Annotated in this window: 9 protein-coding genes; 7 read left to right on the top strand and 2 right to left on the bottom strand. The window is 63.3% G+C overall.

All coding sequences use genetic code 11. The features are described 5' to 3' along the window. Positions 1–127 precede the first annotated feature (127 nt). From gltB to K7B09_RS11950, 5 genes are read left to right on the top strand one after another with little or no spacing between them, the layout of a single operon-like run. Positions 128–4585: a glutamate synthase large subunit gene (gene gltB / locus K7B09_RS11970; protein WP_223629697.1), complete on the top strand. Its 4458-nt coding sequence runs from the start codon at positions 128–130 to the stop codon at positions 4583–4585. Continuing rightward, positions 4585–6066 (top strand): FAD-dependent oxidoreductase, encoded by a 1482-nt coding sequence (locus K7B09_RS11965; protein WP_223629696.1) that lies wholly within the window; start codon positions 4585–4587, stop codon positions 6064–6066. Before gltB ends, K7B09_RS11965 begins: the two co-directional genes overlap by 1 nt. Before the next feature lie 54 nt (positions 6067–6120). Further along, positions 6121–6846 (top strand): DUF4124 domain-containing protein, encoded by a 726-nt coding sequence (locus K7B09_RS11960; RefSeq protein ID WP_223629695.1) that lies wholly within the window; start codon positions 6121–6123, stop codon positions 6844–6846. Next, the gene (locus K7B09_RS11955) at positions 6812–7519 is read left to right on the top strand and encodes a DUF4124 domain-containing protein (RefSeq protein WP_223629694.1); all 708 of its coding nucleotides are present in this window, start codon (positions 6812–6814) and stop codon (positions 7517–7519) included. The genes K7B09_RS11960 and K7B09_RS11955 overlap by 35 nt, the downstream gene beginning before the upstream one ends. A 31-nt stretch (positions 7520–7550) precedes the next feature. After that, entirely contained in the window at positions 7551–9344 is a 1794-nt protein-coding gene (locus tag K7B09_RS11950; protein WP_223629693.1) for a monovalent cation:proton antiporter-2 (CPA2) family protein, read from the top strand. 25 nt (positions 9345–9369) lie between these two features. On the opposite strand, the gene K7B09_RS11945 is transcribed toward K7B09_RS11950, so the two are convergent. Next, the gene (locus K7B09_RS11945) at positions 9370–12858 is read right to left on the bottom strand and encodes an ankyrin repeat domain-containing protein (protein ID WP_223629692.1); all 3489 of its coding nucleotides are present in this window, start codon (positions 12856–12858) and stop codon (positions 9370–9372) included. Further along, positions 12851–13120, bottom strand: a complete 270-nt coding sequence (locus K7B09_RS11940; protein ID WP_223629691.1) for a YcgL domain-containing protein — start codon at positions 13118–13120, stop codon at positions 12851–12853. The genes K7B09_RS11945 and K7B09_RS11940 overlap by 8 nt, the downstream gene beginning before the upstream one ends. 144 nt (positions 13121–13264) lie before the next feature. Between K7B09_RS11940 and K7B09_RS11935 the strand changes: the two genes are divergently transcribed. After that, the gene (locus K7B09_RS11935; RefSeq protein WP_223629690.1) at positions 13265–15646 is read left to right on the top strand and encodes a S9 family peptidase; all 2382 of its coding nucleotides are present in this window, start codon (positions 13265–13267) and stop codon (positions 15644–15646) included. Between the two features lie 9 nt (positions 15647–15655). Then, positions 15656–16554, top strand: an 899-nt coding sequence (locus K7B09_RS11930) for an NAD(P)/FAD-dependent oxidoreductase (protein ID WP_425507866.1), incomplete at its 3' end; no start/stop codon positions are given.

Genomic DNA, 16554 nt, shown 5'->3' with positions numbered 1-16554 from the left:
CAAAAATTTTCTTCGCCAGACTACTTGTTGCGTCGCACAAAGTGTGGTTTAGTCGGGTTGTGCACTGCGTCAAACCGGGATTGTTGCCGCGCGGTGTTCTCCACTTTCAATCACATTGGACACTACGATGCGGCGCAGCCCGACTCGGGGTTTGTATGACCCTGCCAGCGAACATGACTCTTGCGGTTTTGGCCTGATTGCACAGGTAGACGGCACATGCTCGCGGTCGATCATCGATGGCGCGTTGCAAGCCTTGTCGAATATGGCGCATCGTGGTGGGGTGGCGGCCGATGGTTTGTCGGGGGATGGTTGCGGGATATTGATCCACGGTGCGCAGGCGTTTGTGTGCAGCTTGGCGGAAGACGCCGGCATCCATCTGCACGCTGCGCAATGTGCCGCCGGCAATGTGTTTTTGCCGCAAGACGAAGCCGCCGCCGCGCACTGCCGCGCCACGCTGGAGACCGCACTGGCGCAGCGTGGGGTGCAGGTGGCCGGTTGGCGTGCCGTGCCGCTGGATATGGCCGTATGCGGTGCACTGGCGAAGGCGACTTGCCCGCGCATCGAACAAGTGTTCGTGGACTGTGCAGGTGGCGATGCCGACGCATTCGAGCGTGCATTGTTCCTGGCGCGCAAACACTGCGAGCAACGTTTGCGCGAGTACCCCGAGTTCTACATCACCTCGTTGTCGGCGCGCTTGCTGGGTTACAAGGGCATGGTGCTGCCCAAGTATTTGCAGCAGCTGTTTCCGGACCTGGCGCGTGCGGACTTGCAGGCACGCGCGGTGCTGTTCCATCAACGCTTTTCCACCAACACGCAGCCGCGTTGGCCACTGGCGCATCCGTTTCGCTATCTGGCGCATAACGGCGAGATCAATAGCATTGAAGGCAACCGTCGCTGGGCGCAGGCGCGCCGGCAGGTGTGGGCATCGCCGGTACTGGATGTCCGTGAATTTGATGAAGTGGTGTCGATGCACGGCTCCGATTCGCAATCGCTGGACAACGTGCTGGAGTGGTTGCTGCTTGGCGGGATGGATTTGCCCAAAGCCATGCGCATCCTGATGCCGCCAGCCACGCAATCACTGGAATACAAGGATGCGGATCTGGCTGCGTTCTACGAGTACTACGCCATCAATTCCGAGCCGTGGGATGGCCCGGCGGGGGTGGTGACCTGCGATGGCAAACACGCCGCCTGCACGCTGGACCGCAATGGCCTGCGTCCGGCGCGCTGGACGCTGACCACCGATGGCCTGTTCATCATCGCCTCGGAGGCGGGTGTCCTCGACATCGCCGCCGAGCGCGTGCAAGCCAAAGGCAAGTTGGGCCCTGGCGAAATGATCGCGGTGGATTTGCAGGCAGGGTGTTTGCTGGACAACGACGCCATCGATGCCATCAACCGCGCGCGCGCGCCGTACAAGCAATGGCTCAAGCAGGGCATGACCTATCTGCACACCGAGCTGATCGACCCGATGCTGGCCGATGTGTCGTTCGATGATGCCACCGTGCACGGCTTCCAAAAACTGTTCCAGCTCACCCACGACGAACAGGAACGCGTGTTGCGGCCGTTGGCCGAGTTGGAGCAGGAAGCAATTGGCTCGATGGGCGATGACGTGCCGATGGCCGCGATCAGCCAGCGCGTGCGGCCGTTGTACGACTGCTTCCGGCAAGCGTTTGCGCAGGTGACCAATCCGCCGATTGACCCGCTGCGCGAAGCCTGCGTGATGAGCCTGTCCACCCAGATCGGGCGTGAAGGCAATCTGTTTGTGGATGCCGCCAGCAATGTCGATCACGTGCTGCTGAATTCGCCGGTGTTATCGCAACGCAAGTTGCATCAATTGCTCACGCTGCCACGGTTTGCCACGGCGTACCGCTATATCGATTTGTATTTCGATGACGAAACCAGTTTGCAACAGGCGCTGGATCGCATTTGCGCGCAAGCCGAAGAAGCGGTGCGTGCCGGCGATGAGTTGCTGATTCTCTCCGATCGTCGGCCACGCCGTGGCGCAGCGGCGGTGCATGCACTACTCGCTACGGGTGCGGTGCATCAGCATTTGGTCAACACAGGGTTGCGCTGCAGCACCAACCTCATCATCGAAACCGGTACCGCGCGTGACCCGCACCACTTCGCCTGCTTGATCGGGTTTGGTGCCACCGCGGTGTATCCGTATCTGGCCTATCAAACCCTGCATGTGCTGGGCCGGCGCGGCATCCTGGGTGGCAAGACCCATGGCGAGCCGGAGCAATTCGGGCGCAGCTATCGGCGCGGGGTGAAAAAAGGTTTGCTCAAGATCCTGTCGAAGATGGGCATCGGCAGTATTGCCAGTTACCGCGGTGCGGGCCTGTTTGAAATCGTCGGCTTGAGTGATGCGGTGGTGGCGCGCTGTTTCGAAGGCACGCCCTCGCGGATTGGCGGTGCGGGCTTTGCGCGTCTGGAAGCCGATGCGCGCAGCTTGGCGGCGCTGGGCTGGGACGATGACGCCGTGCCGGAAGTGGGCGGCTTGTTGCATTACGTGCACGGTGGCGAATATCACCAATACAACCCCGATGTGGTGCAGTCACTGCAACGTGCGGTGATCACCGGCGAGCGCGACGACTGGAAGACCTACACAGATCATGTGAATTTGCGCCCGGCCGCTGCGCTGCGTGATTTGCTGCGCGTGAAGCCTGCCGCCACGCCACTGCCGTTGTCGGAAGTGGAATCGGTGGCTTCGATCGTGAAGCGCTTTGACAGCGCCGCGATGAGTTTGGGCGCACTCTCACCCGAAGCGCATGAAGCACTCGCCATCGCCATGAACCGGTTGGGTGGACGCAGCAATTCCGGCGAAGGCGGCGAAGACCCGGCGCGCTACGGCACCGACAAGCGCAGCAAGATCAAGCAAGTCGCCTCCGGCCGGTTTGGGGTGACGCCCGAATACTTGAACAATGCCGAAGTCCTGCAAATCAAGCTGGCACAGGGTGCAAAGCCCGGCGAAGGGGGCCAGCTGCCGGGTAGCAAGGTGAACCCGATGATTGCGCGCCTGCGCTATGCCAAGCCCGGCATTGGGCTGATTTCACCGCCACCGCACCACGATATCTATTCGATTGAAGATCTTGCGCAATTGATTTTTGACCTGCGCCAGGTCAACCCGCATGCGCTGATCTCGGTGAAGTTGGTCAGCCATGCCGGGGTGGGCACGATTGCCGCAGGCGTGGCCAAAACCGGCGCGGATCTGATCACCATTTCCGGCCACGATGGCGGCACCGGGGCCAGCCCGATCGGTTCAATTCGCTATGCCGGCGTGCCGTGGGAATTGGGTCTGGCCGAAGCGCGACAAGCCCTACAAGCCAACGACTTGCGCGGGCGCGTGCTGTTGCAAACCGATGGCGGCTTGAAGACCGGTCTGGATGTGATCAAGGCGGCGCTATTGGGTGCCGATAGTTTTGGCTTTGGCACTGCACCGATGATTGTGTTGGGTTGCAAATACCTGCGCATCTGCCATCTCAACAACTGTGCGACCGGTATGGCCACGCAAGACGAACGCCTGCGTCGCAATGCCTTCAAAGGCATGCCGGAGCGGGTGGAGTGCTTCTTCCGCAATATCGCCGAAGACGTACGCGAATATCTGGCGCTGCTGGGCCTGCGCACGCTGCAAGACGCGGTGGGCCGTACCGATCTGCTGGAGCAGGTGTTGCGCGCCACCCGCGAAGATGTGGAGGTGGATCTGTCGCGCCTGTTGGCCGCTGATGCCGGGCACGCCCGCAGCTATTGCGGCACCCCCGCGCTGCAAGCGCCACCCGATGGCTTGGCCGCACAGCTGGATGCCGCGCTCACCGAGGTGATTGGCAAGCGGCAAGGCGGCCAGTTCAGCGGTCACATTCGCAACACCGACCGCAGCATCGGCACGCGCTTGTCCGGCCAGATTGCGCGGGTGCACGGCAATACCGGCATGAGTGAATATCCCATTGCGGTGCAATTGACCGGCAGCGCCGGGCAAAGTTTTGGCGCGTTCAATGCGGGGGGCCTGCATTTGCAGTTGATCGGCGAGGCCAATGATTACGTCGGCAAGGGCATGGCCGGTGGTCGCATCGTGTTGCAGCCGCCAGCGGCGAGCTGGTTTGCTTCACAAGACACCCCGATCCTGGGCAACACCTGTTTGTACGGTGCTACCGGCGGTGAGCTGTATGCCGCAGGCCGTGCCGGCGAGCGTTTCGCGGTGCGCAATTCGGGGGTGGTGGCGGTGATTGAAGGTGCGGGTGACCATTGCTGCGAATACATGACCGGCGGGGCTGTGGCGGTGCTGGGCCGCACCGGCTTGAACTTCGGTGCAGGCTTCACCGGCGGGTTGGCCTATGTGCTGGATCTGGAGCGCGATTTCGTCGATCGCTACAACCATGAGTTGATCGACATTGCGCGCATCACGCCAGAAGGGTTGGATGGCTACCGCCAGCACCTGACCGATTTGATCGACGCGCACGCACGCCTGACCGGCAGCGCGTGGAGCGCACGCATTCGCGACAACTTCCGTGATTTCGTCGGCAAGTTCTGGCTGGTCAAACCCAAGGCGGCAAGCCTGGAAGCGCTGGCCAATGAATTGAAGAGGGCGGCGTGATGAGCCAGAAAAACCTGTTCCAATTTCTGGATGCCGCGCGCGAGATGCCCGCCAAGGTGCCACTGGTGCAGCGCACGGCAGGCAGTTTTGATGAGCTGTACGGGAAATTTGGCGAAGCCGAAGCCAAGCATCAATCCGGCCGCTGCCTGGACTGCGGCAATCCGTATTGCGAAGCCAAATGCCCCGTGCACAACTACATCCCGAACTGGTTGGAGTTGGTGCAGCAGGGGCGCGTGATTGAAGCGGCCGAGTTGTGCCACGAGACCAACCCGCTGCCGGAAATGTGCGGCCGCGTGTGCCCGCAAGACCGCCTGTGCGAAGGCGCGTGCACGCTCAACGAAGACTTCGGTGCGGTGACGATTGGGGCCGTGGAAAAATACATCACCGATACCGCATTCGCGCAAGGCTGGCGGCCGGATCTGTCCAAGGTCAAACCCACCGGTAAGCGGGTGGCAGTGATTGGCGCCGGCCCTGCGGGCTTGGCCTGCGCCGACCGCTTGGCGCGCAGTGGCATTGCCGTCACCGTGTTCGACCGCTACGAACAAATTGGCGGGCTGCTGCAATTTGGCATCCCCAGTTTCAAGCTGGACAAAGCCGTGATTGCCACCCGCCGTGCGGTACAAGAAGGCATGGGCATCCAATTTCGCTTGGGCGTGGAAATTGGCCGCGACCTGACTATCGACGCCTTGCTGCATGACTTTGATGCGGTGTTTCTAGGCTTGGGCGCGTATCGCTATACCGATGGCGGACTGCCCGGCCAAGACTTGCCGAACGTGCTGCCCGCATTACCGTTCCTCGTGCAAAACGGGCGCGTGGTGACCGGCGGCGAGCCCAATGGCAAACCCATTGCCGGTTGGGAAGACACCTTGAAATTGCCAGATATGCACGGCAAGCGGGTGGTGGTATTGGGCGGCGGCGATACCGGCATGGACTGCGTGCGCAGTGCGGTGCGCTTGGGCGCGGCCAGTGTCACCTGCGCGTATCGCCGTGACGAGGCCAATATGCCCGGCTCGGCGCGGGAAGTGGCCAACGCCCGCGAAGAAGGCGTGCACTACCGCTTCAATTGCCAGCCGCTGGAGATCCTCGCCGATGCGCAAGGCCAGACCAGCGGTGTGCGGGTGATTGAAACCCGGTTGGCCGCGCCGGATGCGCAAGGACGACGTACCGCGGAACGTATCCCCGGCAGCGAGTCGGTAGTGGACGCCGATGTGGTGATCATCGCGTTTGGGTTCTCGCCACAGCTGCCGGCATGGTTGGCGCCACTGGGCGTGCAAGCGCATGCCAATGGCCGCTTGCAGGTGGGTGGCAATGGCCGTTTGCCGTATCAAACCGGCCACGATCAATTGTTCGCGGGCGGCGATTGCGTGCGTGGCGCAGACCTGGTGGTGACCGCCGTGCAAGAGGGCCGCGATGCGGCGGTCAGCATGGCGCGCGCACTGCGCGGGATGAAAGCCATTCCGGTGGCATTGGCGGCAGGCTGAATGCAAAAAAACGGCGGGGTTCCCCCTGCCGGCATTCGCGGCGAAGATAGGCGCATGCGCGCTGTCTTCGTCCTTGCCATCTGTGTGCTTGCGTTTGCAGGCAGCGTGCCTGCGCAAACAGTTGCGCCAGCCGCGCCAGCCGCGCCAGTCGCGCCAGTCGCGCCAGTCGCGCCAGTCGCGGCCACGGTCACCGTGTACCGCTGCACCGATGCCGGCGGCATGGTGAGCTATTCCAGCACGCCGTGTGCGGCGGGCAGCAAGCAGCAAATCCGCAGCTCCGTGCGGCCGGTGGATGCGCCGCCACGGCTGGCCGTGCCACAAGTGGCGTCACCACCAGCCAAGCCCGAGGCTGCGCCACAGGGAGTGCAGCGCACGGTGTATCTGGTGCCGCCCAGGCCGATGTTCGAGTGCACCACACCCGATGGCAAGCGCTATACCAGTGACGATGACCGTGGCAACCCGCGCTGGGTGCCGCTGTGGACACTGGGCTATCCCACGGTGCGGCCCACGTCATCGCTGGGCAGCAATATCGGCCACCCGGAGCGCGTGATGCATCCACATCCGCGCGATGTGAATTGGCCGGTGGCCACGGGAGGTGGCACGTGGATTCGCGACGCGTGCGTGCAGCTGCCGCCGGCGGATGTCTGCGCACGCTTGCGTGACCGCCGCGACGCGATCCGCACCCGCTTTTTCAACGCGCAGGAAAAAGAACGCGACACCCTGCGGATTGAAGAACGCAGCGTCAATGCGCGCTTGGACAATGATTGTGGTGGGCATTGAGATGGGCCGAGTCATTTTCATCGTATTGCTGATGCTATGCGCGGCGCGGGTGCACGCACAGGAAACGGTTTTTTACAAATGCACCGATGCCAAGGGCACGGTGTCGATGCAAAACGGCACGCCGTGTGCGGCCGGCATGCAGCAGGAAGTGCGCAAAGTGGGCGAGGTGAAAACCGTGCCGGTGCCTGCAGCAAAACCGAAAGCCGAGGCGCCACCGACGCCGCCACCGCTGTATGGTGAGTTTGTGCAGGTGGGCGGTCCACGCACGCAGCGCACGCCGGCGGCAGAGGCCGCAACGCTGCCCGCGGCACCCGCCTTGTATCAATGCACGACCTGGAAGGGCGATACGTATCTGGGTGACACCGCAACACCGGAACCCCGCTGCGCGCCCTTGCAAGTGGTGGGCATCGACGGCAGCGCCGCACTGGGAATGGGTGAAGCCTGCGAGATGAAGCAAGACAGTTGCACCGAAATTCCCGCCGACCAACTGTGCAACGCTTGGTATCGGCGGCTGGATGAGGCCGACTTCAAGCTGCGCTATGCCGATGCGCAAAGCCGGCACGAGCGGCAAGCGGCATTGGATGCCATCAATACCAAGATCAAAGCCAGCCGTTGTGCAACATCGGTGGCTTCCGACAAACCCGGCGCGCCGGCTCCATCCAGGAAGCCGTAAGCTTTGCGCAACGCAACGATATTGGATGTGAATGGATAGCGGCGGTCTGGAACTTGCGTTGGTGTTTTTGCTGGCAGCGGTGCTGGCGGTGCCGTTGTTCAAGCGGTTCGGCTTTGGCGCGATCTTGGCGTATCTGGCCACCGGCGTGTTGCTGGGCCCACATGAACTGGCACTGGTGCGTGACCCCACAAGGGTGTTGGCGGCCAGCGAAATTGGTGTGGTGATGTTGCTGTTCGTGATTGGGCTGGAGCTATCGCTGGCGCGACTGAAGCTGATGCGGCGGCCGATTTTTGTGGTGGGCGGGTTGCAAGTGTTGCTGTGTGGAGCGGCCTTGGGTGGCTTGGCACTGCTGGCAGGCCTGGCCTGGAAGGCCGCGTTGGTGGTGGGCGTGGGTTTGGCATTGTCTTCCACTGCGGTAGGTTTGCAACTGCTGGCCGAGCGCAAGGAGTTGGCGGCCGAACATGGCCGGTTGGCGTTTGCGATTCTGCTGTTTCAAGATCTGGCCGCGATTCCTTTATTGGCGGCCATTCCATTGTTGGGCAAGGCCAAAAGTGCCGGCCTGGAATGGACCGACGTGCTGCGCGCAGTGTCATTGATCGCAGCACTGGTGGTGGGAGGGCGCTACCTGTTGCGGCATTTGTTCCGCGTCATTGCCCGCACCGATCTGCCGGAAGTGTTTACCGGCGCCGCCCTACTGGTGGTGCTGGGCAGTGCGTGGGTGATGGAATTGGCTGGCTTGAGCGCAGGTCTGGGTGCGTTTTTGGCCGGGGTGTTGCTGGCCGAATCCGAATACCGGCATGAGTTGGAAGCACAGATCAAGCCGTTTGAAGGCCTGCTGCTGGGGCTGTTCTTCATGGCGGTGGGAATGGGGATTGATGTGCAACGCATCCTTGCGGAACCGTTGCTGATTGCCGCTGGTGTAGCCACCTTGATGATGGTCAAATCCGGCTTGTTGTTCGCGCTGGGCCGCAGCTTGGGGCGTTTGGATACGCGTGGCGCGTGGTTGCTGGCGGGGGTATTGGCGCTAGGTGGTGAATTTGCCTTTGTGGTATTTGGCGAAGCGTTTCGTGCCAAGTTGGTGGATGCTGCTACCCGCGATCGTTTGATCGCGATTGTTGGCTTGTCGATGGCGCTGACGCCGTTGCTGTTGATGATTGCGTCCAAATTGATGCCGCCACCCGCCAAGACACCGCCACGCGAGTTCGACACCATTCCTGCGGATCGCCACCCGCAGGTCCTGGTGGCGGGCTTCGGCCGGTTTGGCCAGATCGTGGCGCGCTTGTTGCGGGCGCAGGGCATTCCCTATATCGCCATCGACCCGGATATCGAACAGGTCAATTTGTCGCGCAGCATGAGCAGCGATCAGATTTACTATGGCGATCCCACCCGCTTGGCGCTGCTGCGCTCGGCCGGTGCGGCGCGGATCAAGGTGTTTGTGGTCGCCATCAATGGCGTGGAAGCCAGCCTGCGGATGGTGCGGCTGGTGCGCAAGCACTACCCGCAAGCCAAGGTATTTGCCCGTGCGCGTGATCGTCGGCATGCCTGGCAATTGATCGATCTTGGCGCGCAGGTGCTGCGTGAAACGTTTGGCAGCAGCTTGGAAATGGGCCGCGATGTGCTGATGGCCTTGGGGATGTCGCGCGAGCAAGCGGATGACCGCGCGCATCGATTCCGCGAATGGGATGAGTCGTTGTTGGAGTCCCAACGCATGTTGCAGGATGATGAAGATGCGTTGTTGCAGGCCACTCTGGATGCTCGTGATGAGCTGGAGAGCCTGTTCGAAGCCGATGCCGGGGCTGCTATCGCGCAAGTCAAGGTTGAGTGAGCATTGCCTGGATTGTGCCGAGCGCTTAGTCCTTCAAGAACCGCGCCATCGACAGCGGGCCTGTCGTCGGGGTTGCCGTTGGTGCCAACTGTGCGGCGATTTCGACATAGCCACGCAGTTGCGCCACTTCCCGTGGCGTGCGCCCGGCGTTGTCGCGCAGTTGCGGGTCTGCTCCGGCGTGCAGTAATCGTTGCGCCACGCGCTGCAGACCATGCATGGCAGCCAGATGCAGGGGACTCAGCCCACGCGCATCGCAGATATCCAAGCGTGCATCTTCGTCCAGCAGGCGCTCTACACCCGCCAGCAGTACGTCTTGGTTACTGGGGGTGCCAGGTTCGGTACGTGCGCCCAGCAACAGCAGCAGTGGCGTCGCGCCATTATTGGCGCGGGCCTGAGCATCGGCGCCGGCCAATAGCAGGGCATCCAGCAGCGCCATCAGACGGCTGCGGTCGCGCTCGGTGAAGCCATACATCGCCGCGCAATGCAGAGGGGTGTAGCCCTGCGCATCGCGTGCATGCAGATCCGCGCCAACCTGCAGTAGCCGGGACACCACTTCAGGCAGGCCCAGTGCCGCTGCCAGCATCAGCACGGTGACGTCGCCGGGCAGGCGGTGTTCAGTGCTGCAACCAGCCTGCAACAGCAAATCCACGATCGCCAATTGCCGCTTGCTGACTGCGGCCGACAGCGGGGTGGCCCCGGTACTTGCCGCCAGATCGGGATTTGCCGCTTGCGTGAGCAAGTAACTGACCAACTCGTGATGCCCGCTACCGGCCGCGCGTAGCAGGGCGGTACAACCCTGCGCATCCACCGCATCGACGGCAAAGCCCAGCGCTAACAGCCGCTGCACCGCAGGCAGGTCGCCGGCGATGGCCGCAGCTGGCAGATCGGATGCCTGCAAGCGACGATGTGGCAGCCGCCAGTTGGACCAATCCAGCCATTCCAGCAACGCACGTTGACCGCTGGCCAGGGCGATGCCGAGCGGCGTTTGGCCGTCGGCAGCGCGCCGATCCGGGGCTGCACCATGCGCCACCAGCAGCTTCAGTGCGTACTGTCGACCCAACGTAGCGGCATGGTGCAGGGCCGCCATGCCACGGTTGTCGCACACTTCCGGATCCACGCCCAGCAGCAGTAACCGCTGCAGCAAGCCATCCCAACCCAGGCGCACCGCATGCAACAACGGTGCAGAGGCGGTCTGCCCAGCGGCGAATGGATCAGCGCCGCGCTCCAAAAGTTCCAGTGCAAAGGTTTCGCCTGGATGGGTGGGGGTGGCACTGGTACAGGCGGCGAGGAAGCTGGCCAGCCCGCCGGCACCGGCCGGCGATGCGCCAGCGGCAAACAACAGCTGCAGCACCGGGATCGCGGTAATGCCTTGTTGCAACCCTGCGGGTACCGGCATGGTATTGGCGGGAAGGCGTGCCTCGGGATTGGCCCCGTGCTGTAGCAGCCAGCGCAGGCGTGCGGGTTCCGCTGCCACCTCATCATCCAGCAGCAGGGCATCGAAATCGCGCGGTGCCAGCTGCGCGGCCAATGCTTGTAGCCGCTGCGCTGCGGCGTTTTCCAACAGGCCTTCGCGCAGGAGCAACAGCGGTGGGCGATCGGACGTTGTACTGCCATCGTCAGTCAGCGCCACCGGCAGGGCGCGGCGCGGGTCGAGCAAGCCCACCAGGTTCCAGCGCCCGGTCGCTTCGGCCATGTCCAGACTACTGCGACCGTGGGCATCCAGTGCGTGCGGATCCAACCCGAGGTCACGCAAATCAGCAACCAGATCCATCACCGGGGTTTCGGCGGCGCATGCCAAATGCAGGGCGGTGTTGCCACTGGCATCGCAGGCATGCACGTCGGCACCGGCCGCGATCAATACCTCCAAGGCGTGCATGGCGCCGTTGCGAACCGCATCCAGCAAAGGGGTGCGGCCGTCGGCGGCCTTGGCATTGACCTCGGCACCGGCTTCCAGCAAGGCGCTGCAGACTTCGGCGTGATCGGCAGCGGCCGCTTCATGCAGTGCGCTGCGGCCATGTGCATCGCGGGCGTTGACCCGCGCCTTGTGCCGCAACAGCAGTTGCACGCCGGCGGCATCGTCTTCGTCACTGGCTGCTGCCGACAACAGGGCGGGCTGGCCGCCGTCGATTTCGGCGTGCGCGCCACGTTCCAACAGGAACCGTGCCAAGCGCCAGTTGCCGGCGGCGCAGGCACTTCCCAAGGGCGATATGCCCTCATGATTGAGGGCATCGAGATTGGCCCCTGCATCACGTAACAAAGCCGCCACGCCGGGATCAGAGCTGCGTGCGGCGTGGTGCAGGGGGGTATTGCCGTCGGTATCGGTAATGTGCGGGTCGGCGCCGTTGGCGAGCAAGGTCATTACCGCCTCGGGCCGCCCATGCCAGCTATCCCGGGTGGCGGCCAACAACGGATTGATGCCGTCCTGCAAGGCATTCACGTCAACCTTGTGCTCGATCAACGCACGCAGCAGGCGCAAATCGGGAAGCACGGCAGCCAGTACGGCCAAACTGCGGCGGTCGCGGGTCGTGGGGTCGGCGGGTGCCAGCGGGTCGGCTCCCGAGGCCAGCAGCGCCAGTGCCCGATCCACCCGGCCATTGCGTGCCGCCTGTTGCAATTGCCGCGACAACATCGAGATTTCGGCGGCAGCCGGTGCCGGTGCGATGCCGGATTGGGCGGGAGTTGGAAACAGCGTTGTCACAGGGTTGGGCGCTGGCAGTGGTGGCTGCAGGTTGGGAGCGTCCTCAAGGACGATTTCGATGGCATCGTCCGTGTCGGCGACTTCACTCTCAAATTCAGGCGCTGCGGTGGCCCCATGCGTGGCCATATCCACCACCGGCAAGCCGTGCAGTTGGGGGTGGATGGTCGCGGCGCGGGGTACAGCCACCTTGGTTCCCGCTTGCACCAGCAGATGCGCCAGTGGTACCAGACAGGCATATGCGGCCCCGGCGAAGAGTCGCGCCGGCCCGGTCAGCAGTTCCGGCCAAGCCAGGCACAGACCACCGGCCAGGAGCGCGGTGATCGGCGTGGCGACTTGCAGCAACCCGCGCCAACTTGCACGCGTTGCAGCTGGCGGGTGCGCATCAGGGGGCCGGGCGGCGTCGCCATAAGCCTCCAGTCGTTGCCATTGCGGCCACTGCCACCACACCCCGATCAGCAACAGGCCTGCCATGCCGCTGAGCAGCAGGCTGTGGCCAAGCGAAGGTGCACTTTGCAGCAAGGCCAATGGCCCGCCGATCAGCAACAGGCAGGCGAGTGCAGCCCCGCCCCAGCGCAACGCCAAGTGGCCACTGTCGCTCCATAACCCGGCATTGCCACGGCTGCCACGCAGCAGCGCGACGCCAAGCGCTGCTGCGGTTTGCGCGCACCACGCCAGCACGCCGGCAACACTCGGTTTGATCCAGCCTGCACCGGCCAACAGCGAACCGGCAAAGTGTTCACCCACCAGCAACAAACCCGGCAGTAGTAGGCTCAGAACCAGGAATGAAGCGCCGGCCAAGGGTGAACGCTCAGGCATCTGTGCCCCAGTCCTCGCTCATTGGGTCGGCCATGCTGGGCGGAAATTGCACATGAAAGCCGCGAGCGGCCAAGTTGTTGCGCACCACTTCGACGTTCCCCCGCGCCAGCCGGCGTTCCGGTGTCAGCGCCACTTCCAGCACAAACTGCAGGCCACCCAATTGCGCACGCAGGGGCTCGGGCAGGCAGTCGAATGCATCGCGACTGGCCAGATAGACATAGGTGTCAACCTTCTTCAGGCTCTTGTAAACAAAGGCAAGCATCGCGTTGCAGCGGCCGCATCCAGAGGAATCAACCACAGATTGTGCGGGAAACTGCGCCGCTCGTGAACCTGCACGGGACTTTGGGCACAGGTTTGATGCTGGCGGGCTGCTACCCTGCCGCCTTTGTCTGCATCGGATTTTGCCATGCGTTGTGCTCCGCTCGGGTTTGCCGTTCTCACCATCGTCGTCGCCAGCCTTCCTGCAAACACCGTGGCACAGGTGGCGGGCACCGCTACAGCAGGCAAAATCACCCTGACCCAAGCCATGGCCGACCCCGACTGGATCGGCCCGCAAGTGGAAGGTGGTTGGTGGCGTTGGGATGGCAAGGCCGCGCAATTCCTGCTCAAGCACAAGGGCGAAACCTACCGCGATACTTGGCAGGTGGGCCTGGAGGGCGCAGCGCCAGTGCAATTGGACAATGCCGCGCGCGCCAATATCGACGCCGGCAACATGGTGGTTGCCGATGACGGCAACCACAGCGCATTTGTGCGCAGTGGCGATGTGTTCGTGCGCGATCTGCGCAGTGGTGCGCTGACCCAACTTACCCGCGACACCACTCCCGCCACGCGCCTGCAATGGAGTCACGATGGCGGCCTGATCTGGGCGCAGGGGCCAGCGTGGTATCGCTGGGATGGGCGCAGCGTGGCGGTGGCGGCGCAGCTCAAAACCGAAGACGCACCGGGCACTGCTCCCAAGGCCGACGATCTGCGGGATCGCCAGCTGCGCTTGATCGACACCCTGCGCGATGACCGCGCCCGTCGCGAGGCCAACCGCGAGCAGATGGACGCGATGCGCAAGGCCGACCCCACCCGCGCACCCGCGCCGGTGTATCTGGGCAAGGATGTGGAGGTGGCCGATTCCGCGCTATCCCCCGACGGGCGCTGGCTGCTGGTGGTCACCACCGCCAAGGGTGCCGATGCCGGGCAGGCCGGCAAGCTGCCCAAATACGTCACCGAATCGGGCTATGAAGAGTTTGAGGATGTGCGCACGCGGGTAGGCCGCAATGCGCCAGTGCCGCAGCGGTTGTGGCTGGCCGAGCTGGCCAGTGGCAAGCTGACTGAACTGCATGTCGATCCGTTGCCCGGCATCCACGACGACCCGCTGGCCGCGCTGCGCAAAGCCGCCGGCAAGGATGCGCTGAAAGGTAATCGTCCGCTGCAAATCACCGGCGATAGCAGCGCCCTGAAATGGTCCAGCGATAGCCGCAATGCTGCAGTGATGTTGCGTGCCATCGACAACAAAGACCGCTGGATCGCCAGCGTCGATTTGGCCAAGACCACCCTGCAACCGCGCCATCGCTTGCATGATGACGCGTGGATCAACTGGGGCTTCAACGAATTTGGCTGGATGCCGGACAACCACACGCTGTGGTATCTGTCCGAAGAAAGCGGCTTCTCGCATCTCTACACACTCGATGGTGGCAAACGCGTGCAACGCACCGATGGCCCCTGGGAAACCTCGCAAGTGGTGGTCTCCCGTGACGGTACGCGTTTCTATTTCCTGTGCAATCGCAGTGCACCGATTACCTACGAGGTGTGCACAACGGCTGCGCAAACCGGCAGCGTGCAAGCGGTGACGGCGCTGCATGGCGTGGAAGATTTTTCGCTATCACCCGATCAAACCAAGTTATTGGTGCGGCACTCTTCGGCCTATGTGCCGCCGCAATTGTCGGTGGTCAATGCCAACGGTGGTGCGGCGCAAGCACTCACCGATACCCGCACGGCGGACTACAAAGCGCGTACCTGGATTCAGCCGCGATATGTGCAAATCCCCAGCAAGCACGGGGCCGGCACGATCTGGGGCAAGTACTACGGCCCACCAACACCCGAGCCGGGCAAGACATATCCGATCGTGATGTTCGTGCATGGTGCCGGGTATTTGCAGAACGCCTCGCAGCGCTGGCCCGCTTATTTCCGCGAACAGATGTTCCACAACCTGCTGGTGGACGAAGGCTACATCGTGCTGGATCTGGATTACCGTGCCAGTGAAGGCTATGGCCGTGATTGGCGCACCGCGATCTATCGCTGGATGGGCAAGCCCGAGCTGGAAGATTATCTGGATGGTCTGGATTGGTTGGTTGAAACCAAGCAAGGCGACCGTGGCCATGCTGGTATCTACGGCGGCAGCTACGGTGGGTTCATGACCTACGTGGCGTTGTTCAAGGCGCCGGGTGTGTTCAAGGCCGGCGCCGCGTTGCGCCCGGTGGCGGATTGGTCGCAGTACAACCACGAATACACGTCCAACATCCTCAACACGCCCGAGCTCGACCCCGAAGCGTACACGCGCTCGTCGCCGATCGAATTTGCGGCCGGCCTGCAAGATCATTTGCTGATCGCGCACGGCATGATCGACGACAATGTGTTCTTTCGTGATTCGGTGGTGATGACGCAAAAACTCATCGAGCTGCGCAAAGACAAGTGGGAACTTGCGCCGTATCCGCTGGAGCGACATGGCTTCACCCATCCCGACAGCTGGTATGACGAATACCGTCGCATCCACGCATTATTCGAACGCACCTTGAAGTAAGTCCTGCCCATGCTGCGCATCACCGACCTCAAATTGCCGCTGGATCACACCGACGCCGCACTCAGTGCGGCGATCGTGGCGCGGCTGGGCATCGCGGCAACCGAATTGACCGGCTATCGCATCGCCAAGCGCAGCTACGATGCACGCAAACGCGGCGCAATCGTGCTGATTTATGCGCTGGATGTGGACACCCCGCGGCAAGCCGAGCTGTTGCAGCGCGCCCGCGAGAACGCAGACAGCAAGCTGCACCCCACCCCGGATACCACGTACGCCTTCGTGGCCAAAGCCCCGCCGCAACTACCGCTGCGCCCGCTGGTGATCGGCATGGGGCCGTGCGGGTTGTTCGCCGGGCTGGTACTGGCGCAGATGGGGTTCCGCCCGATCATCCTCGAGCGCGGCAAGGCCGTGCGCGAACGCACCAAGGACACCTGGGGCCTGTGGCGCGGCAAGGTGCTGACGCCGGAATCCAACGTGCAGTTCGGCGAGGGCGGCGCGGGCACGTTCTCCGACGGCAAGCTGTACAGCCAGATCAGCGACAAGCAGCACTATGGCCGCAAGGTGCTCACCGAATTCGTGGCCGCCGGCGCGCCGGAGGAAATCCTCACCGTCAGCAAGCCGCACATCGGCACCTTCCGGCTGGTGTCGATGGTGGAGAAGATGCGCGCCACCATCGAATCGCTGGGCGGCGAGATCCGCTTCGGCCAGCGCGTCGACGACCTGCTGGTCGAGACCGATGCCGCCGGTACCCGCCACCTGCGCGGCGTGGCGCTGGCCAGCGGTGAACAGATCCGCGCCGACCACGTGGTGCTGGCCTTGGGCCACAGCGCGCGCGACACCTTCGCCATGCTGCACGCCCGCGGCGTGTATCTGGAGGCCAAGCCGTTCTCGCTGGGTTTCCGCATCGAGCA

It is taken from the genome of Thermomonas beijingensis, assembly GCF_020034655.1.
GTDB classification, from domain to species: domain Bacteria; phylum Pseudomonadota; class Gammaproteobacteria; order Xanthomonadales; family Xanthomonadaceae; genus Thermomonas; species Thermomonas beijingensis.
The sequence above is the reverse complement of the archived record's forward strand: the minus strand, read 5'-3'. Positions and strand labels throughout refer to the sequence as shown.

Excerpts from the sequence above, each read along its gene's own strand:
- gltB (WP_223629697.1), top strand. The coding sequence starts at position 128 with ATGCGGCGCAGCCCGACTCGGGGTTTGTATGACCCTGCCAGCGAACAT.
- K7B09_RS11965 (WP_223629696.1), top strand. The coding sequence starts at position 4,585 with ATGAGCCAGAAAAACCTGTTCCAATTTCTGGATGCCGCGCGCGAGATG.
- K7B09_RS11960 (WP_223629695.1), top strand. The coding sequence starts at position 6,121 with ATGCGCGCTGTCTTCGTCCTTGCCATCTGTGTGCTTGCGTTTGCAGGC.
- K7B09_RS11955 (WP_223629694.1), top strand. The coding sequence starts at position 6,812 with ATGCGCGCTTGGACAATGATTGTGGTGGGCATTGAGATGGGCCGAGTC.
- K7B09_RS11950 (WP_223629693.1), top strand. The coding sequence starts at position 7,551 with ATGGATAGCGGCGGTCTGGAACTTGCGTTGGTGTTTTTGCTGGCAGCG.
- K7B09_RS11945 (WP_223629692.1), bottom strand. The coding sequence starts at position 12,858 with ATGCCTGAGCGTTCACCCTTGGCCGGCGCTTCATTCCTGGTTCTGAGC.
- K7B09_RS11940 (WP_223629691.1), bottom strand. The coding sequence starts at position 13,120 with ATGCTTGCCTTTGTTTACAAGAGCCTGAAGAAGGTTGACACCTATGTC.
- K7B09_RS11935 (WP_223629690.1), top strand. The coding sequence starts at position 13,265 with ATGCGTTGTGCTCCGCTCGGGTTTGCCGTTCTCACCATCGTCGTCGCC.